The 17,857-nt window shown below is 72.7% G+C and carries 15 protein-coding genes; 5 read left to right on the forward strand and 10 right to left on the reverse strand.

Annotated features, from left to right (window positions below; translation table 11 throughout):
• Positions 1 to 73: 73 nt before the first annotated feature.
• Positions 74 to 1,099 (reverse strand): ATP-dependent 6-phosphofructokinase, encoded by a 1,026-nt coding sequence (locus tag NPS70_RS05890; RefSeq protein ID WP_256522929.1) that lies wholly within the window; start codon positions 1,097 to 1,099, stop codon positions 74 to 76.
• Between the two features lie 303 nt (positions 1,100 to 1,402).
• Between NPS70_RS05890 and pta the strand changes: the two genes are divergently transcribed.
• From pta to pyk, 3 genes are all read left to right on the forward strand, one after another.
• Positions 1,403 to 3,532 carry a phosphate acetyltransferase gene (gene pta / locus NPS70_RS05895; RefSeq protein WP_256522930.1) on the forward strand — a complete coding sequence of 710 codons (2,130 nt, stop codon included), beginning with the start codon at positions 1,403 to 1,405 and terminating at the stop codon, positions 3,530 to 3,532.
• Entirely contained in the window at positions 3,529 to 4,752 is a 1,224-nt protein-coding gene (locus NPS70_RS05900; protein ID WP_256522931.1) for an acetate kinase, read from the forward strand. Before pta ends, NPS70_RS05900 begins: the two co-directional genes overlap by 4 nt.
• 74 nt (positions 4,753 to 4,826) lie before the next feature.
• Positions 4,827 to 6,254, forward strand: coding sequence for a pyruvate kinase (gene pyk / locus NPS70_RS05905; protein ID WP_256522932.1), 1,428 nt, complete (start codon positions 4,827 to 4,829; stop codon positions 6,252 to 6,254).
• Between the two features lie 88 nt (positions 6,255 to 6,342).
• Here pyk and NPS70_RS05910 read toward each other — a convergent pair whose 3' ends face one another.
• The 4 genes from NPS70_RS05910 to NPS70_RS05925 form a co-directional block, all read right to left on the reverse strand.
• Positions 6,343 to 7,686, reverse strand: coding sequence for a hypothetical protein (locus NPS70_RS05910; RefSeq protein WP_256522933.1), 1,344 nt, complete (start codon positions 7,684 to 7,686; stop codon positions 6,343 to 6,345).
• Positions 7,676 to 8,299, reverse strand: coding sequence for a DUF6114 domain-containing protein (locus tag NPS70_RS05915; protein WP_256522934.1), 624 nt, complete (start codon positions 8,297 to 8,299; stop codon positions 7,676 to 7,678). The genes NPS70_RS05910 and NPS70_RS05915 overlap by 11 nt, the downstream gene beginning before the upstream one ends.
• 88 nt (positions 8,300 to 8,387) lie before the next feature.
• A complete protein-coding gene (locus NPS70_RS05920; protein WP_256522935.1) occupies positions 8,388 to 9,026 on the reverse strand; it encodes a DUF6230 family protein in 639 nt (212 codons plus the stop codon).
• Between the two features lie 655 nt (positions 9,027 to 9,681).
• Positions 9,682 to 10,647, reverse strand: a complete 966-nt coding sequence (locus NPS70_RS05925; RefSeq protein ID WP_256522936.1) for a tetratricopeptide repeat protein — start codon at positions 10,645 to 10,647, stop codon at positions 9,682 to 9,684.
• A 230-nt stretch (positions 10,648 to 10,877) separates the two neighbouring features.
• Between NPS70_RS05925 and NPS70_RS05930 the strand changes: the two genes are divergently transcribed.
• Positions 10,878 to 11,540, forward strand: a complete 663-nt coding sequence (locus NPS70_RS05930; protein ID WP_374211943.1) for a TetR/AcrR family transcriptional regulator — start codon at positions 10,878 to 10,880, stop codon at positions 11,538 to 11,540.
• A gap of 91 nt (positions 11,541 to 11,631) precedes the next feature.
• Here the strand turns inward: NPS70_RS05930 and NPS70_RS05935 are convergent, their stop codons facing one another.
• The 4 genes from NPS70_RS05935 to NPS70_RS05950 form a co-directional block, all read right to left on the reverse strand.
• The gene (locus NPS70_RS05935; protein ID WP_256522938.1) at positions 11,632 to 13,332 is read right to left on the reverse strand and encodes a methylmalonyl-CoA mutase; all 1,701 of its coding nucleotides are present in this window, start codon (positions 13,330 to 13,332) and stop codon (positions 11,632 to 11,634) included.
• A gap of 78 nt (positions 13,333 to 13,410) precedes the next feature.
• The gene (locus tag NPS70_RS05940; protein WP_256522939.1) at positions 13,411 to 13,743 is read right to left on the reverse strand and encodes a DUF3817 domain-containing protein; all 333 of its coding nucleotides are present in this window, start codon (positions 13,741 to 13,743) and stop codon (positions 13,411 to 13,413) included.
• Positions 13,744 to 13,819: 76 nt separating this feature from the next.
• Entirely contained in the window at positions 13,820 to 14,329 is a 510-nt protein-coding gene (locus NPS70_RS05945) for a MarR family transcriptional regulator (protein ID WP_256522940.1), read from the reverse strand.
• Between the two features lie 10 nt (positions 14,330 to 14,339).
• Positions 14,340 to 15,641, reverse strand: coding sequence for an MFS transporter (locus NPS70_RS05950; RefSeq protein WP_256522941.1), 1,302 nt, complete (start codon positions 15,639 to 15,641; stop codon positions 14,340 to 14,342).
• 78 nt (positions 15,642 to 15,719) lie between these two features.
• Between NPS70_RS05950 and NPS70_RS05955 the strand changes: the two genes are divergently transcribed.
• Positions 15,720 to 16,706 (forward strand): DUF5937 family protein, encoded by a 987-nt coding sequence (locus tag NPS70_RS05955; RefSeq protein ID WP_256522942.1) that lies wholly within the window; start codon positions 15,720 to 15,722, stop codon positions 16,704 to 16,706.
• Positions 16,707 to 16,716: 10 nt separating this feature from the next.
• Here NPS70_RS05955 and NPS70_RS05960 read toward each other — a convergent pair whose 3' ends face one another.
• Positions 16,717 to 17,823, reverse strand: a complete 1,107-nt coding sequence (locus tag NPS70_RS05960; RefSeq protein WP_256522943.1) for a helix-turn-helix domain-containing protein — start codon at positions 17,821 to 17,823, stop codon at positions 16,717 to 16,719.
• Between the last annotated feature and the right edge of the window lie 34 nt (positions 17,824 to 17,857).

Raw genomic sequence — 17,857 nt, forward strand, 5'->3', positions numbered from 1 at the left:
CCGCGGCGTCCGGGGCCCGCGGGGCGGCGTCCGCGAAGGCCCCCGTGCAGGGCGCCCCCGCCGGCGCACCCCGTCAGAAGACCGACTCGGCCTCGTCCATCCGGTCCTCCGGCACGGTCTTCAGCCGCGTCACCGCCTCGGCCAGCGGCACCATCACCACCCGCGTGCCGCGCAGGGCGGTCATCATGCCGAACTCTCCCCGGTGCGCGGCCTCCACCGCGTGCCACCCGAAGCGCGTCGCGAGGACCCGGTCGTAGGCGGTCGGGGTGCCGCCGCGCTGGACGTGGCCGAGGATGACCGGCTTGGCCTCCTTGCCCAGCCGCTGCTCCAGCTCCGAGGCCAGCCGGTTGCCGATGCCCTGGAAGCGCTCGTGGCCGAACTGGTCGATCTCCCCCTTGGCGTACTCCATCGACCCCTCGGCCGGGTGGGCGCCCTCGGCGACGCACACCACGGCGAACTTCTTGCCGCGCGCGAAGCGCTCCTCGACCATCTTCACCAGGTCGTCGACCTGGAAGGGCCGTTCCGGCAGGCAGATGCCGTGGGCTCCGCCCGCCATCCCCGACTCCAGGGCGATCCAGCCCGCGTGGCGGCCCATCACCTCGACGACCATCACCCTCTGGTGCGACTCGGCGGTGGTCTTCAGCCGGTCGATCGCCTCGGTGGCGACCGTCACGGCCGTGTCGAAGCCGAAGGTGCGGTCGGTGGCGGAGATGTCGTTGTCGATGGTCTTGGGGACGCCGACCACGGGCATACCGGCGTCGGCCAGCATCCGGGAGGCGGTCAGGGTCCCCTCGCCGCCGATGGGGATCAGTGCGTCGATGCCGTAGCGCCCGGCCAGCTCCGCGGCGTTCTCGGCGGCTTCGCGCAGCCGCCCGCGCTCCAGCCGGGTGGAGCCCAGAATGGTGCCGCCCCGGGCCAGGACACCCCCGACCGCGTTCAGGTCGAGCGGGCGGAAGTGGCCGTCGAGCAGGCCGCGGAAGCCGTCCTCGAAGCCGATGACCTCGTCGCCGTGGCCGGTGAGGGCGCGGTGGACGACCGAACGGATCACTGCGTTCAGCCCCGGGCAGTCGCCGCCCGCGGTGAGGACTCCGATGCGCATCGTGCCGTGTCTCCTGCTCGTCGCCGGATACTGCGCGTACAACGCAACGCTCGGTCCCGATTGTCCCACGGGCGGCGCACCCGCCGCGCCCTCGGCGCCCTGCCCGGGGGCCGCCGCCCACCGGCACGGGACGGACGCTCCGCCTCCCACTCCCCCGACGGGCGCTCTACCGATCACCGAGGGTACTGTCAAGAGGGCGGTGCCGCCCCAGGCGGTTCTTCTGTGCGCCCGTCCGGGCACGCGGCGACCGGGGGCGACCGCGGACGGTGCGAGGCGACGAGGAAGCAGGACGGGAGGGCACGCGTGACGCGCAGCGTGTACGTGAGCGGGATCGACCGCGGTGACGGCCGGCAGGTGGTCGAGCTGGGGGTGATGGAGCTGCTGACCCGCCAGGTGGACCGGGTCGGCGTCTTCCGCCCGCTGGTCCACGACGGGCCCGACCGCATGTTCGAGCTGCTCCGGGCGCGCTACCGCCTCTCCCAGGACCCGGGGACCGTCTACGGGCTGGCCTACCACGAGGCCGCCGACCTCCAGGCGGAGAAGGGCTCCGACGAGCTGGTCTCCCGGCTCGTGGAGCGCTATCTGGCCGTGGCGCGGGAGTACGAGGTCGTCCTGGTCCTCGGCACCGACTACGCGGGCACCCAGCTCCCGGACGAACTCGCCTTCAACGCCCGTCTGGCGAACGAGTTCGGCGCCTCCCTCGTCGCGGTCGTCGGCGGCAAGGACCAGTCCGCCGAGTCCGTCCGGGCGGAGACCCGCAACGCGTACCGGGCCTTCGAGGGGCTGGGCTGCAACATCCTCGCGATGATCGCCAACCGGGTCGCACCCGGCGACCGGGAGGAGGTGGCGAGGCGCCTCGCCGCCCGCCTCCCCGTGCCCTGCTACGTGGTCCCGGACGAGCCGGCCCTGTCCGCCCCGACCGTCTCCCAGATAACCCAGGCACTCGGCGGAACGATTCTGCTCGGGGACGACTCGGGACTCGCCCGGGACGCCCTGGACTTCGTCTTCGGCGGCGCCATGCTGCCGAGCTTCCTGCCCGCGCTCACCCCCGGCTGCATGGTCGTCACCCCCGGGGACCGCGCCGACCTCGTGATCGGGGCCCTGGCCGCGCACGCCGCGGGCACGCCCCCGATCGCCGGACTGCTGCTGACCCTGGACGAGCGGCCCAGCCCCGAGGTACTCACCCTGGCCGCCCGGCTCGCCCCCGGCACCCCGGTGGTCTCCGTGCCCGGCAACAGCTTCCCCACCGCGGCGGAACTGTTCTCCCTGGAGGGCAAGCTGAACGCGGCGACCCCCCGCAAGGCGGAGACGGCCCTCGGCCTCTTCGAGCGGTACGCCGACACCGGTGACCTGCTGGACCGGCTCGCCGTGGCCCGCAGCGAGCGGGTGACGCCGATGATGTTCGAGCACGAGCTGCTGGAGCAGGCCCGCGCGGACCGCCGAAGGGTGGTGCTCCCGGAGGGCACCGAGGAGCGCGTGCTGCGGGCGGCGGACGTGCTGATCCGGCGCGACGTCTGCGACCTGACCCTCCTCGGCGACACCGAGCGGATCCGCAAGAAGGCCGCCGACCTGGGCATCGACCTCTCGGCCGCGCAGCTGATCGACCCGGCAGCCTCCGAGCTGCGGCAGGGCTTCGCCGAGCGGTACGCGCAGCTCAGGGCCCACCGCGGTGCCACGGTGGAGCTGGCCTACGACGTGGTCTCGGACGTCAACTACTTCGGCACGCTGATGGTGGAGGAGGGGCTGGCCGACGGCATGGTGTCCGGCTCGGTGCACTCCACGGCGGCCACCATCCGGCCGTCCTTCGAGATCATCAAGACCAAGCCCGACGCGTCGATCGTCTCCTCGGTCTTCTTCATGTGCCTGGCCGACCGGGTGCTGGTCTACGGCGACTGCGCCGTCAACCCCGACCCCGACGCCGGGCAGCTCGCGGACATCGCGATCCAGTCGGCGGCCACCGCGGCCCGTTTCGGCGTGGAACCGCGGATCGCGATGCTGTCCTACTCGACGGGGACCTCGGGCTCCGGCGCCGACGTGGACAAGGTGCGCGAGGCCACCAAGCTGGTGCGCGAGGCCCGCCCGGACCTGCTGATCGAGGGGCCGGTGCAGTACGACGCCGCCGTCGACCCCTCCGTCGCCGCGACCAAGCTGCCCGGCTCCGAGGTCGCCGGCCGGGCCACCGTGCTGATCTTCCCCGATCTCAACACGGGCAACAACACCTACAAGGCGGTGCAGCGCTCCGCCGGCGCCGTGGCCGTGGGGCCCGTGCTCCAGGGGCTGCGCAAGCCCGTCAACGACCTCTCGCGCGGGGCCCTGGTGGGGGACATCGTCAACACGGTGGCCATCACGGCCATCCAGTCCCAGAACCCGTCACGGCCGCCCGCACCCGCGCACGCCCCGCAGCCGCCGACGCCCCAGGAGCCCGCCGCATGACCACCCCGACCCGCGTCCTCGTCCTCAACTCCGGCTCCTCGTCGGTGAAGTACCAGCTGCTGGACATGCGCGACTCCTCACGCCTGGCGGTCGGCCTGGTCGAGCGGATCGGCGAGAGCACCTCCCGCGTCGCGCACACTCCGCTGGAGGGCGGCGGCGCCGAGCGCCGCGAGCGGACCGCCCCGATCGCCGACCACGCGGCGGCGCTGAAGGCCGTCGCCGAGGAGCTGGCCCGCGACGGCCTGGGGCTGGACTCCCCCGAACTGGCCGCGATCGGCCACCGGGTGGTGCACGGGGGGCTGCGCTTCACGGAGCCGACGGTGGTCACCGAGGAGGTGCTGGCCGAGATCGAGCGCCTAGTCCCCGTCGCGCCGCTGCACAACCCGGCCAACCTGACCGGCATCCGCACCGCGCAGGCCCTGCGGCCCGACCTCCCGCAGGTGGCGGTCTTCGACACGGCCTTCCACACCACCATGCCGGAGGCCGCGTCCCGCTACGCGATCGACGTGGAGACCGCGGACGCGCACCGGATCCGGCGCTACGGCTTCCACGGCACCTCGCACGCCTACGTCTCCCGGGCCACGGCGCAACTCCTCGGCCGGGACCCCTCCGAGGTGAACGTGATCGTGCTGCACCTCGGCAACGGCGCCTCGGCCTCCGCGGTCTCCGGGGGGCGGTGCGTGGAGACCTCCATGGGGCTGACCCCGCTGGAGGGCCTGGTGATGGGCACCCGCTCCGGCGACATCGACCCGGCCGTGATCTTCCACCTCCAGCGGGTGGCGGGGATGTCGACCGACGAGATCGACACGCTGCTGAACAAGAGGAGCGGGCTGGTGGGCCTCTGCGGCGACAACGACATGCGGGAGATCCACCGCCGCATCGGCGAGAACGATCCCGCGGCACGCCTCGCCTTCGACATCTACGTCCACCGGCTGAAGAAGTACATCGGGGCGTACTACGCCGTGCTCGGCCGGGTGGACGCGGTGGCCTTCACCGCGGGCGTCGGCGAGAACGCGGCACCCGTGCGGGAGGCCGCCGTGGCCGGACTGGAGGAGCTGGGACTGGCGGTGGACGCCGGGCTGAACGCGGAGCGCGCCGAAGGGGCCCGGCTGATCTCGCCCGGGTACGCACGGGTCGCGGTGGCCGTGGTACCGACGGACGAGGAGCAGGAGATCGCGCGCCAGACCTTCGCATTGGCGGGCGGAGAAGTGAACGCCTGAGCGGGCGAGCGCCCATTTGTACATTCCACCAGACGGAATATTCCGCAAGGAAACAAACCGATAGGATCCGCCTTATGCGCCGTTCCAAAATCGTTTGCACACTGGGCCCCGCCGTCGACTCCTACGAGCAGCTGAAAGCGCTCATCGAGGCCGGCATGAACGTGGCCCGCTTCAACATGAGCCACGGGACCCACGCTGAGCACGAGGAGCGGTACCACCGCGTGCGCCGGGCGTCGGAGGACACCGGTCACGCCGTGGGCGTGCTCGCCGACCTCCAGGGACCCAAGATCCGCCTGGAGACCTTCGCCGAGGGCCCGGTGGAGCTGGTCCGCGGCGACGAGTTCACCATCACCACCGAGGACGTGCCCGGCGACAAGTCCGTCTGCGGCACCACGTACAAGGGCCTGCCCGGCGACGTCTCCAAGGGCGACCAGGTCCTGATCAACGACGGCAACGTCGAGCTGCGGGTGGTCGAGATCGACGGCCCCCGGGTCAAGACCATCGTCGTCGAGGGCGGCGTCATCTCCGACCACAAGGGCATCAACCTGCCCGGCGCGGCGGTCAACGTCCCGGCACTGTCCGAGAAGGACGTCGAGGACCTGCGCTTCGCGCTGCGGATGGGCTGCGACATGGTCGCCCTGTCCTTCGTCCGCGACGCCGACGACGTCAAGGACGTCCACAAGGTCATGGACGAGGTGGGCATCCGGGTCCCCGTCATCGCCAAGGTCGAGAAGCCGCAGGCCGTGGAGAACATGCACGCCGTCGTCATGGCCTTCGACGGTGTGATGGTGGCCCGCGGCGACCTCGCCGTCGAGTACCCGCTGGAGCGGGTGCCGATGGTCCAGAAGCGGCTCATCGAGATGTGCCGCCGCAACGCCAAGCCGGTGATCGTGGCGACCCAGATGATGGAGTCGATGATCACCAACTCGCGCCCCACCCGCGCCGAGGCCTCCGACGTCGCCAACGCCATCCTGGACGGCGCCGACGCCGTCATGCTCTCCGCGGAGTCCTCGGTCGGCGCCTACCCGATCGAGACCGTCAAGACGATGTCGAAGATCGTCTCGGCGGCCGAGGAGGAGCTGCTGTCCACCGGCCTCCAGCCGCTGGTGCCCGGCAAGAAGCCCCGCACCCAGGGCGGTTCGGTGGCCCGCGCCGCCTGCGAGATCGCGGACTTCCTGGACGGCAAGGCCCTGGTCGCCTTCACCAAGTCCGGGGACACGGCCCGCCGCCTGTCCCGCTACCGGGTGCAGCAGCCGATCCTGGCCTTCACCACCGAGGTCTCCACCCGCAACCAGCTCACGCTGAGCTGGGGCGTCGAGTCCTTCGTGGTCCCCCACGTCGGCAACACCGACGCGATGGTCGACCTCGTGGACGCGGAGCTGCTGAAGCTGCAGCGCCACAACGAGGGCGACACCATGATCATCACGGCGGGCTCCCCGCCCGGCGTGCCCGGCAGCACCAACATGGTGCGCGTCCACCACCTGGGCGGCCAGAAGCCCTGACCCGCCGCGCACGCGGAGGCCGCGGGACGCACCCCCCTGAACGGGTGCGGCCCGCGGCCTCCCTGCTGCCCACGGCGGTCCGGACGGCTCAAGCGCCGCCGGTGAAGTAGTTCTGCAGACCCGGGATCTTCAGGGTGCCGCCGAACTGGCCCGCCTGCTTGACCTTGACGCTGGTGAACATCGCGAAGGGGACGTTCAGCGGCGGCGGGGTCTCCGGGCTGAACGTGATGGGGATGATGCCGAAGAGGTTGCCCTTCAGCTCCTCCGTGTACATCGTCACCGTGCCGTTCCGGATCGTCGAGGTGGAACCGGAACGGGCCTTGACGTGGGCCGTGCTGCCGGCGGGGCCGACGGTGAGCTGGTGGAGGTCCCTGATGTCCACGCTGCTGGCAGTGAACTTCAGCGCCTTCTTGACCTTGCCGCTGCTCGTCCTGACCTCGACGATGCCGTGGTAGTCGAGGCCCGAGAGCGTGAGCATGGAGCTCTCCAGGATCCAGGGGTCGTCCGGGAGCAGCGGGATGCCGGGCTCCAGCTGGGCGTCGGCCAGCGCCTCGGGGTCCGCGGTCGGGCAGGGGAAGCGGGGCTTGGCACCGTCGGGGATGTCCTCGTCCGCCCTGGGCTCCAGCCCCTTGGCGTCCTCGTCCAGCTCCTCCACCTCGGCGCCGACCGCGTCGGCCGCCTCCCTGATCGCCTCCTCGGCGGCGCCGGGGCCGGTGCCGGCGCCCTGCTTCGCAGAGGGTTCCCGGGAGGTCTCCTCCGCGGGCTGCTCCACGGCGGGCTCCGAGGCCGGTTCGCCGGTCGGTTCGCCGGTCGGCTCCTGCGCCGGGGAGGCGTCGGCGGCGGGTTCGGGGGCTTCCTCCGGTGCCGCCGCGGTCTCCTCGCCGGGGCCGTCGAACAGGTCCCTGAGCGCGTCGCCGATGCCCAGCGGGTCCAGCGGGTTCCTGGTCCTGCTCGGTTCGGGGTCCGGCTCCTCCTCGGGCTCCACGGCCTCCACGGCCTCACCGGCCGCCCGGGCGCCCTCCTCGGTGGCGTCGTCGGCCTCGGCGGAGGGGCTCGGCACCGGCTCCCGGGCGGTGTCCCCGCCCGGGTCGGCGCTGCCGCTCGGGGACGGCTCCGGCTCCGGCTCGGCCTCCCGGGTCGCGGTCGGCGTGGGCTCGGGCTTCGCGGAGGGCGTCGGGTTCTCCTCCTCCACCGGTTCGTCCGAGCGGGTCACGCAGGGGCCGGGCGCGAAGGGAATGTCCTTGTCGTCCGCCAGGGCCGCCCGGGGGGTGAGGCCCATGCCCACGAACACGGCGGTGGGCATCGCGGCCAGGGCCATGGCCTTGCCGGCGGGCCGCTGCAACTTGCTCAGCAGCGACTTCCGGGGAGCGGCGTGGCGCGGTCCTCTGCGCTCGCGGAGCTCGCCGCCCGCCTCTATCTCGTCACCCCGCACTGTTCCTCCCGCCGTCGGCGTGGGCAGTCGTCTCGGTCACGTTCGGGTGGTGCTCGTCGGCGCGCGGGGCGGGCACGGCGGCCTCGGCCGGGACCGGTGCGGGTGCCGGGGCCCCGTACTGCTCCGCGGCGGCCGGGTCCGGAGCGGGAGCGGGCGCCGCACGGGGCGCGGTCTCCGCCGCGGCGTCCTGGCCGGCCGCAGACGGCGCCGTGCCGGGGGCCCAGGAGACGGAGAGGGCTCCACCCAGCAGCGCGCAGAGGAAGCCCAGCAGGAATCCGCCGATGTTGGCCACCGGGATGGAGATCAGGGCGAGCACGATCGCGGCGATTCCGGCGAACACCCGCACCGCCGACTGGAACCACATGGTCAGCCCCAGGGTGACCAGCAGGACGCCGATGATCAGAGAGCCGGCGCCGGCCGTGGTGGCCATGGCGATGGTGATGTTGCCGAGACGGAGGTCCGCGTACGGCAGGTAGGCGATCGGCAGGCCGCCGATCATGGTGAACAGGCCCGCCCAGAACGGCCTCTGACCCCGCCAGGTGCGGAAGGCCCGCCGAAAGACGCGGAGGAAGTGCTCGTCCCGCCCCTGTGCTGCTTGAGTCTCGGCGCTCATGGATGAAGCTCCCTGATGCTGGCGTTGCTGTGTGAGGGGGACGGGCGGGCGGGACCACACGGGGCCCGCCCGCCCGGCCGAGGGGGCGTCAGCCCGTGAAGCACTCCTTGACGCCCTTGTGCAGCTTCAGCGACAGGCCGCTGAGCTTGAAGGTGCCGGCGGTGGTCGCCCACGCCTTCTGCTCGACGCCCGTCAGCTTGGCCGTCTCGGCACGCTGGGCGAAGCCGTGCGGGTTGGCCTGGGTACCGGGCTGGATGCCCGGGTCCTTCAGCTGGCCGGCGGCCACACCGATGTCGATGTTGCCGAACTCGGCGTCGGCCTTGAGCTCCGAGACATCGAGGTAGATGTTCGTGGCCTCGACCGGCTTCTTCGCGTCCTGTCCCGCGCGCAGCTCAAGGCTGACGCTGCCGAGGAACGGGACGTTCGGCGTCACGACCGACTGGCACATGTTCACGATGGTCGCGGTCTTGAAGCCGGACACCGCCACCGGAGCGGCGAAGTCCTTGCCGTCCAGCGTCTTGCCGGTGGCGACGCTGCCGTACTGCACGAAGTTGGTACCGGTCAGGCTCTCCGCCTTGACCTTGAACTCCTGGCCGGAAATGCTGAAGGACGCGGCGAGCGCGCCCTGGGCCAGGCCGATGCCTATCGCGGCCGTGGCGGCCACACTCGGCACCATGACAAGGGCGAACCGCTTCCATCTGGTTCCACCGCGAGCCACAGACTCCATGACTTTCCTCCTTCTCGGACGTACATCTCCGGTCCGGACCCTCGGGTCCGTCCTGGGATGGGAGAAGTGCTACGTCCTCGGGAAGGAGAGCGCCCGCTCTCGGCGCGGGCTGCGTCCGAAACACCGGCGATCACCCCCGAGCGACAACCACTGGCCGCGCTCTCGCGCAACCGGTCGGACAGGCCCCGCCGTTCAGCGGGTACCCCCCTGTCCGCGGCCGGCGCCACTGCCGCCGACCGGCCCGGTGGGGACCCAACGGACCGCGGCACGGCGGGTAGCCGGGCTGGTGCGGTATTGGACCGAGCGTCGCCGATCGTGGTCCATTCCCGGTCCCTGCACAAGGGGGTTCGTTACTCGCTAGTAACGCCTCGATAACCGCGGCCTCGCCGCGTGGCGCCGACCGCGCACACAGTGTGTCACCAGTGGGCCGTCCAGAGTGGGGCGAACCCGGGAAAAAGCGGCCGATCCTACAAGGGTGAAGTACTCGCAGTAACCCCGCCGCGTATTACCAAGTTTTGGTAAAGCGGGGTCGGCATTTGTCACTCTGTCGCCAAAACGGCGGCGGAACCGAGTCGGTCACCGCCGCCGCAAAACCGTCAGAACGGTGCAGAGCGGGCGCCGTTGTCAGATTCCCTGTCAATGCGGCGCCCGGGCCTCAGAAGAGCACCCGCGCCAGCGCCTGCCGGGCGGCCGTCACTCTCGGGTCCTCCGCGCCGACGACCTCGAAGAGCTCCAGCAGCCGCTTCCGGGCGGTGTCGCGCTCCTCGCCCGCCGTGCGGCGCACGGTGTCCACCAGGCGCCCGAAGGCGTCCTCGACATGGCCGCCGACCAGGTCGAGGTCGGCCGCGGCGATCTGCGCGGTCACATCGGCGGGGTCGTCCGCGGCGTCCTTGCGGACCTTCTGCGGGTCCATGCCCTTCACGCGGCCGAGCAGTTCGGCCTGGGCCAGGCCCAGCTTGGCCTCGGTGTTGCCCGGGTCGTCGGCGAGGACGTTCCTGTACGCCTGGACGGCACCCGCGAAGTCGCCCGCGTCCAGGGCGTCCACGGCCGCACCGAGCAGGGCGTCGTACGGGCCGGCCGGAACGGGGGCCGGCTGCGCCTCGCCCGCCTCCGTGTCGACGGTGAGACCGGTCAGACCGAAGCGCTCCTCGGCCACCTGGACCAGCTGGTCCAGCGTCTGGCGGATCTGGGCCTCGGGGGCCGCGCCCTGGAAGAGCGGCAGCGCCTGCCCGGCGACGACCGCGAAAACGGCCGGAATGCCCTGTACACCGAACTGCTGCATCAGCATCTGGTTGGCGTCCACGTCGATTTTGGCGAGGACGAACCGCCCGTTGTACTCCGTGGCCAGCCGCTCCAGCAGCGGGCTCAGCTGCTTGCACGGCTCACACCACTCGGCCCAGAAGTCGATGACGACCGGGACCTCGGCGGACTGCTGGAGGACGTCGCGCTCGAAGCGCGCCTCGTCGGTGTCGATCACCAGGCTCGCGGGCGGGACGGCGGCGGTGCCGCCCTGCCGGGCCGCCTCGGCACGGGCCTGCTCGGCCTTGGCCTTGGCCTCCCCGGCCGCCTTCACCGCGGCGAGGTCGACGACGCCGCTCATGGACATGTTCCTAGGCTGCATGCGTACATCCTCCCCCTTCCGCGCGCACAAGTGAAAAGCCGGACGCGCGATCCGGCAGGGTCGGCGCCTGGTCCCCACCTCGGCGCCTCGTGTGGCCGTCGCTCGGGCCCGGCCGGGGGCCGGGCTTTCGCTACGGGTCGTAGCGTATCTGGATCACCGGCGCACCGTGTGAGATTTCCCCGGTGAACTGCCTCACAGCGCTTTGGCTACTGGCCGGTATGGTCTCGGGCATGTCCAGCAGCACTCCCCCGGGGCCGTGCCGCGCGCGGGGCGCGCTGAGGGCCCGCACCGGCGGCCGTACGGGCAGGCCGCGCAGCGCCGAGGCCGACGCGGCGATCCTCGCCGCGACCCGCGCCTCCCTGGTCGAGCTGGGCTGGTCGAAGCTCACGATGGGGGACGTGGCCCACCGCGCGGGGGTCGCCAAGACGACCCTCTACCGGCGGTGGGCGAACAAGAACGAGCTGGTCGTGGACGCCGTGGCAGTGCTGTTCGACGCGCTGGAACTGCCCGACCGGGGCAGCCTGGCGGCGGACGTGGAGGGCGTGGTGCTCCAGTTCGCGGAACTGCTCGCCCAGCCGGAGACCAAGACGGCGCTGATGGGCGTCGTGGCGGAGTCCACGGGGGACGACGCCCTGCGCACACGCATCCGGGCGGCGATCGTGGAGCGCCAGAAGCGCCTGGTGGTGGACGGGCGGCGGCGGGCGCAGGCCCGGGGCGAACTGCCGCTGGAGGAGGACCCGGAAGCCGCCGCGCGCAACACGGACCTGGTCTTCGACGTGGTGGCGGGTGCGGTGGTGCACCGCACCCTGGTGAGCGCGGAGCCGGTGGACGAGGACTGGGCACGCCGGTTCACGGTGCTGCTGCTCTGCGGGCTGGGCGCGATCTCCTCCTGAGGGGGGAGGCGGAGCCCGCCGGGCCCGCGGGTCGCACGCACGGGCCGTGGGGCCGCCGGACGGCGGCTCCACGGCCCGGGGCGGGACCGCGTCAGAAGCCCGGGGGCTCCACGTACACGCCCCACTCCTCGCGCAGCGCGCCGCAGATCTCGCCCAGGGTCGCCTCGGCGCGGACCGCGTCCAGCATCGGGGCGATCATGTTCGAGCCGTCGCGGGCGGCCGTGAGCATGGCGTCCAGGGCCGTGCGCACGGCGGCGTCGTCGCGGCGGGCCTTGCGCTCGCCGAGGATGCGCACCTGCTCCCACTCGACCTCGTGGCTGACCCGGAGGATCTCCAGGTCGCCGCTGACCGAGCCGGTCGCGGTGTTGACGCCGACGACCTTCTTCTCGCCCTTCTCCAGGGCCTGCTGGTAGCGGAAGGCGGACTCGGCGATCTCGCCGGTGAACCACCCGTCCTCGATGCCGCGCAGGATGCCCGAGGTGATCGGGCCGATCGGGTGCCGGCCGTCGGGGTGCGCCCGCAGGCCGCGCTCCCTGATCTGCTCGAAGATCTTCTCGGCGTCGGCCTCGATGCGGTCGGTGAGCTGCTCGACGTACCAGGAGCCGCCCAGCGGGTCCGCCACGTTGGCGACGCCGGTCTCCTCCATCAGCACCTGCTGGGTGCGCAGGGCGATCTCGGCCGCCTGCTCGCTCGGCAGCGCGAGGGTCTCGTCGAGGGCGTTGGTGTGCAGGGAGTTGGTGCCGCCGAGGACCGCGGAGAGGGCCTCCACCGCGGTGCGCACCACGTTGTTGTACGGCTGCTGCGCGGTCAGCGAGACCCCGGCGGTCTGGGTGTGGAACCGCAGCCACTGGGCCTTGTCCGTCTTCGCCCCGTAGACCTCCTTCATCCAGCGGGCCCAGATGCGGCGGGCGGCGCGGAACTTGGCGATCTCCTCGAAGAAGTCGAGGTGGGCGTCGAAGAAGAAGGAGAGACCGGGGGCGAAGACGTCCACGTCCAGGCCCCGGGAGAGACCGAGTTCCACGTAGCCGAAGCCGTCGGCCAGCGTGTAGGCGAGTTCCTGGGCGGCCGTGGCGCCGGCCTCGCGGATGTGGTAGCCGGAGACCGACAGGGGCTTGTACGCGGGGATGCCCGCCGCGCAGTGCTCCATCAGGTCGCCGATCAGGCGCAGGTGCGGCTCCGGCTGGAAGAGCCACTCCTTCTGCGCGATGTACTCCTTGAAGATGTCCGTCTGCAGGGTGCCGTTGAGCACGCCCGGGTCGACGCCCTGGCGCTCGGCGGCGACCAGGTACATGCAGAAGGCGGGGACGGCGGGCCCGGAGATGGTCATGGAGGTGGTGACGTCGCCCAGCGGGATGTCCCTGAACAGGATCTCCATGTCGGCGGCGGAGTCGATGGCCACGCCGCAGTGGCCGACCTCGCCCAGCGAGCGCGGGTCGTCCGAGTCCCGGCCCATGAGGGTGGGCATGTCGAAGGCGACCGAGAGCCCGCCGCCGCCGGCGGCGAGGATCATCTTGTAGCGCTCGTTGGTCTGCTCGGCGTTGCCGAAGCCGGCGAACTGGCGGATCGTCCAGGTCCGGCCGCGGTATCCGGTGGCGTGGAGGCCCCGGGTGAACGGGTACTCGCCCGGCCATCCGATGCGCTCGAAGCCCTCGTAGCTGTCCCCGGGGCGCGGGCCGTAGACCGGCTGCACCTCGTCCCCGGAGAGCGTGGTGAAGTCGGCGTCCCGCTTGCGGGCCGTGTCATAGCGGGCCTGCCAGCGACGGCGGCCTTCCTCGATGGCGTCAGCGTCCATGCTTCAAATTTACTAGGACGTCCTAGTAAATGTCGATGGGACACCGCCGCGGAACCCTCCGCGGCGGTGTGGGACCGCTTACGCCCCGGCCTTGACCGGCCCGGCGCCGCCGTCCGCGATCAGGGCGCGGGCCTCGCGGCTGACCTTCGGCTCCACGAAGAACGAGGCGAAGGGGATGCAGCCCGCGGCCAGCACCCACAGCAGCTTGCCGAAGGGCCACTTCGCCTTGGAGCCGAGGTCGAAGGCGAAGATCACGTAGACGATGAAGAGCACACCGTGGATCTGCGAGATCAGCATGGTGTCGCCGATCGTGAACCCGTACTTCAGGACGATGGCGCCGGTGAACACGAGCAGCCACACGGCGGTGATGTACGCCATCACCCGGTAGCGGGTCAGCACAGTCTCTTTCATGGCCCCGAGCCTAACCGGCCCCCCGGCGCGATCTTCGCGGGGGCGGAGGCCGGGTGCGGCCGCCCGGGAGGCCGGGCTAGCGCTCGTCGAAGTCGTGCGCCGCGACCCGCAGCGGCCGCAGCATCGCGAAGATCTCGGCACACTCCTCGGAGTCGTACGCGCCGAGCCCGAAGTCCATCGCCATCAGGTCCTCGGTGGCCGACTCGACCACCTCCCGGCCCTTGTCCGTGATGGTGGCCAGGGTGCCGCGCCCGTCGTTGGGATTGGGGCGCTTGGCGACCAGGCCGGCCTTCACCAGGCGGTCCACGGTGTTGGTCACCGAGGTCGGGTGCACCATCAGGCGCTCGCCGATCTTCGACATCGGCAGCTCCCCCGCCTTGGAGAAGGTCAGCAGGACCAGCGCCTCGTAGCGGGCGAAGGTGAGCCCGTACGGCTTGACGACGGCGTCCACCTCGGCGAGCAGGATCTGGTGCGCGCGCATGATCGAGGTGATGGCCGCCATCGACGGCACGGGTCCCCAGCGCTGCCGCCACAGTTCGTCGGCGCGTGCGATGGGATCGAAGGGGAGGCTGAGCGGCTTCGGCACGGCCAAGACCTTACCGACTGGTCATATCGTGGTCAGCCCCGTCTCGCCCTTCGGTCGGAGCTGCCGGTGAGGCTGCCGCTCCGGCGGCGCCGCGGCCGCCGCCGGCACCGCTGCGGCGCACCTCCCGGGCGAGGAGCGCCGTGCACCCGATGCCCAGCGCCCCGGCGCCCGCCACCACGAGGTGCGCGTCCGCGAACTCCGCGGCCAGGCCCGCGAGGGCCATGCCCACGCCCTGGACGGTCATCGTGCCGGAGGCCACCAGCGTCATCGCCCGGCCGCGCAGCTCCTCGGGGACGGCCGCCACGAACCAGGCGTCGAGACCGACGAGGTACGCGCCGCCCGCCCCGGCCAGCACCAGGAGCACCAGGCACACCGCGAGACCGGGGCGGGCGGCGTAGCCGACGAGGGGCACCAGGCCCGCCACGGCGCACGGGAGCACGATCCGCGACCGGGCACCCGGACCGAGCCGGGACCCGGCCCACAGCTCGGCGCCCACGTGCCCGGCCGCCATGCCCCCCAGCAGGAGCCCCAGCGCTTCCGGGCCGAAGCCCCGCGCGTCCGCGTAGGGGGCGGCCAGCGCCTCGGGGGCGACCACGAACAGCGGGGGGACCCAGAACATCAGCATCAGCGCCCGGACCCTGCGGTCCCCCAGCAGCAGCCGCGCGCCCGCCAGGGACCCGGCGGGCACCGCCCCCGCGACGGCGGCGCGGGCCGGGCGGGCGCGGGTCCCCAGGCGCAGCAGCAGCGCCGAGAGCAGGAAGGCGCCGGCCGTCAGGCACAGCGCCCGGCGCGGGGAGACGGCGGCGAGCACCGCCCCGCCCAGGCCGAAGCCGGCGATCAGGGTGCTCTGCGAGACGATCCGCAGCAGCGACCGGCCGAGGACGTAGGCACCGCCCCCGCCCAGGATGTCGGCGAGGGCCGCGGTGCGGGTGCCGTGGAAGACCGGCGCCACGGCGGCCATCACGCACCGCAGTACGAGCAGCAGGGCCACGGGCGACCCGGGGAGCACCATCCCGGCCGCGCAGGCCGCGCAGAGCAGGTCGCACCCGACCAGGACCCGGCGGGCGGGGAAGCGGTCGGCGACGGAGGCGCCGAGGGTGCCCCCGAGCAGGTGCGGCAGGAAGCCCAGGGCGAAGGTGAGCGCGCTGAGCAGGGGCGAGCGGGTCAGCTGGTAGACCAGGACGGTGAGGGCGACCTCGGCGACGACGACGCCGAGCAGGGAGAGCAGGTGGGCGGCGAGGACGGCGCGGAACTCGGGCACGCGCAGCACGGTGCGGTAGCCGCGGGAGGCGGCTCGGGTGTTCTGGGGCATGGCGGCAGCCTGCTCCGGCCCACCGCGGCGCCCTAGACTTTCGCCTCCGTCCGAATCATCCCGGCCCGGGGGGACCGTGTGCCGTTCCGTCTGCATCTCGCCGAGCGCGACCTGCTGAACTGCCGCTTCGCGATCTCCCCGCTGTGGGAGACGCAGGAGGCGGTGCGGACCCTCGCCCGGCCCGGGCGCCACGGCTACCACCTGCCCTGGGTGCGGCGCACGCGTGAGGCGGCGGCCTCCCTCGACCTGCGGCCGCTGTGGGCGCTGATGCCGCCCGGCGGGCACAGCCCCGACTTCGTCTGCCCCATGCCCCCGGGGCCCGGGACCTGCTTCGAGGAGGAGGTCGCCCGGGTCCGCTCCACCCCCGCGGACGTGGCCCGCGCGGACATGGCCGCAGCCCTGGCGTGCACACCGGAGGGCACCGGCGGGCGGACGGGGCAGGCCCTGCTGGCCGACCCGGCGCGGACCGTGCAGCACCTGGCCGACCTCCTTCAGGCCGCCTGGCACGCGCTGGTGGAGCCCGAGTGGCCCCGGCTGCGGGCCCTGCTGGAGGCGGACGTGGCCCACCACTCGCGGCGGCTCGCGGAGGTCGGCTTCGCCCGGCTGGTGGGCGAGCTGAGCCCCCGCCTGGCCTTCGAGGACGCCACCCTGCGCATCCGCGGGATGCGCGGCGACCACACGCGGGTCCTGGGCGGGCAGGGGCTGGTGCTCGTCCCGAGCGCCTTCTGCTGGCCGGACGTCATCAGCGGCTACGAGCCGCCCTGGCAGCCCGCCGTCGTCTACCCGGTGCGCGGCATCGGCGGCCTGTGGACGCGCCCCTCCGCGACGGCCCCGGAGGCCCTGGCCGCGCTGCTGGGGCGCGCCCGGGCCGGGGTGCTGTGCGCGCTGGACGAGCCCTCGACCACCACGGACCTGGCCCGCGTCCTGTCGCTGGCCCCCTCGTCGGTCTCCGCGCATCTGTCCGTGCTGCGCTCCGCGGGCCTGCTGACCGCGCGCCGCTACGGCCACCGCGTCCTCTACGCCCGCACGCAGCTGGGCACGGCGCTGGCGGGCGCCGAGGGGTGAGGGGCGGGGGTCAGGTGCGCTCGACCTCCGCCATGAGCAGGCGGAGGGTCAGGGAGTGCTTCTCCGGGGGCAGGGCGTCCAGGGCCGTGCGCGCATGGGCGGACCCGCCGGACGGGTCACCGGAGCGCGTCAGCATGAGACCCCGGTGCATCTCCAGATGGGTGGCGAAGCGGGGCAGCGAGGACGGCAGTTCGGCCCGGGCCGCGTCCTGCGCCGCGACGGCCGTCGCCTCGTCCCCCAGTCTGGCGGCGAGCAGGGAGACGAAGACGTTCACCCGCCACCACGGGACGGCGTAGTCCGACGTCTGCTCGTGCGATCCGGCCCTGTCGAAGACGTGCCACCCCTCGGTGAGCAGCCTCCGGGCCGTGGCGCGGTCGCCCCGGACCGCCGCCGCGTGGGCCTTCCCGAAGACGGCGTTGAGGAGTCCGAGCGACGGCCGGTCGCTGATGGCCATGGCCTGATCGGCCAGCACGTCCGCCACGCCGAGCGCTGCACCCTCGTACCCGAGTGCGATGGCGGCCCGCCCCCGGACCCAGACGCGTGTGTCGTCGTCGCCGGACTCGTCGGCCGCCTGCGCCGCCATCCGGTACCAGTGGACGGCCCTGGCTCCGTCGGACCCCGGGAATGTCTTCGCGTAGAGAGTCATCAGCCTCGCCGCGACGGACCACAACCGGGGGTTGTCGAGCTGCTGCTGGACGGCGACCAGCTCCGCGCTGACGCGTCGCTGGATGTCGGCGGCGCCGAGGCTCATGTACTCGGTTCCGTAGGTGGCCAGTTTGGCTTCCCAGGCGTCGGCCGTGGGCCCCCCGGACAGCCGGGAGGCGAAACCCGCGCTGAGGAGGTCGGAGGCGACGACCGGGGCTATGGCCGCCCCGGCGACATCCGTGAGGAACGCGCGTCGGTCCACTTGACCCTCCAGGACGGCTAGGGGAACGTCGAGCGTGGCGGACAGTGCGGCGAGGTAGAACGGCCCGGGCCTCACCCTGGAACGCTCCCAGTTGCTCACGTACTCCCGTGTCAGCGTCGTGCCGTACACCGCGTTGACCGCTGACGCCAACCGCCCCTGGCTCCATCCGCGAGCCCTGCGGAGATCCCTGATCAGCTCCCCGAGTTCCATGGGATCAGCCTGCCACCGCGATGCCGTACGGCGG

This window comes from Streptomyces sp. C10-9-1, from assembly GCF_024497955.1.
In the GTDB taxonomy this organism is placed as follows: domain Bacteria; phylum Actinomycetota; class Actinomycetes; order Streptomycetales; family Streptomycetaceae; genus Streptomyces; species Streptomyces sanyensis.

Coding starts and splice junctions, on each gene's coding strand:
- NPS70_RS05890 (WP_256522929.1), bottom strand. CDS start 1,099: ATGCGCATCGGAGTCCTCACCGCGGGCGGCGACTGCCCGGGGCTGAAC.
- NPS70_RS05900 (WP_256522931.1), top strand. CDS start 3,529: ATGACCACCCCGACCCGCGTCCTCGTCCTCAACTCCGGCTCCTCGTCG.
- pyk (WP_256522932.1), top strand. CDS start 4,827: ATGCGCCGTTCCAAAATCGTTTGCACACTGGGCCCCGCCGTCGACTCC.
- NPS70_RS05915 (WP_256522934.1), bottom strand. CDS start 8,299: ATGAGCGCCGAGACTCAAGCAGCACAGGGGCGGGACGAGCACTTCCTC.
- NPS70_RS05920 (WP_256522935.1), bottom strand. CDS start 9,026: ATGGAGTCTGTGGCTCGCGGTGGAACCAGATGGAAGCGGTTCGCCCTT.
- NPS70_RS05925 (WP_256522936.1), bottom strand. CDS start 10,647: ATGCAGCCTAGGAACATGTCCATGAGCGGCGTCGTCGACCTCGCCGCG.
- NPS70_RS05930 (WP_374211943.1), top strand. CDS start 10,878: ATGTCCAGCAGCACTCCCCCGGGGCCGTGCCGCGCGCGGGGCGCGCTG.
- NPS70_RS05935 (WP_256522938.1), bottom strand. CDS start 13,332: ATGGACGCTGACGCCATCGAGGAAGGCCGCCGTCGCTGGCAGGCCCGC.
- NPS70_RS05940 (WP_256522939.1), bottom strand. CDS start 13,743: ATGAAAGAGACTGTGCTGACCCGCTACCGGGTGATGGCGTACATCACC.
- NPS70_RS05950 (WP_256522941.1), bottom strand. CDS start 15,641: ATGCCCCAGAACACCCGAGCCGCCTCCCGCGGCTACCGCACCGTGCTG.
- NPS70_RS05960 (WP_256522943.1), bottom strand. CDS start 17,823: ATGGAACTCGGGGAGCTGATCAGGGATCTCCGCAGGGCTCGCGGATGG.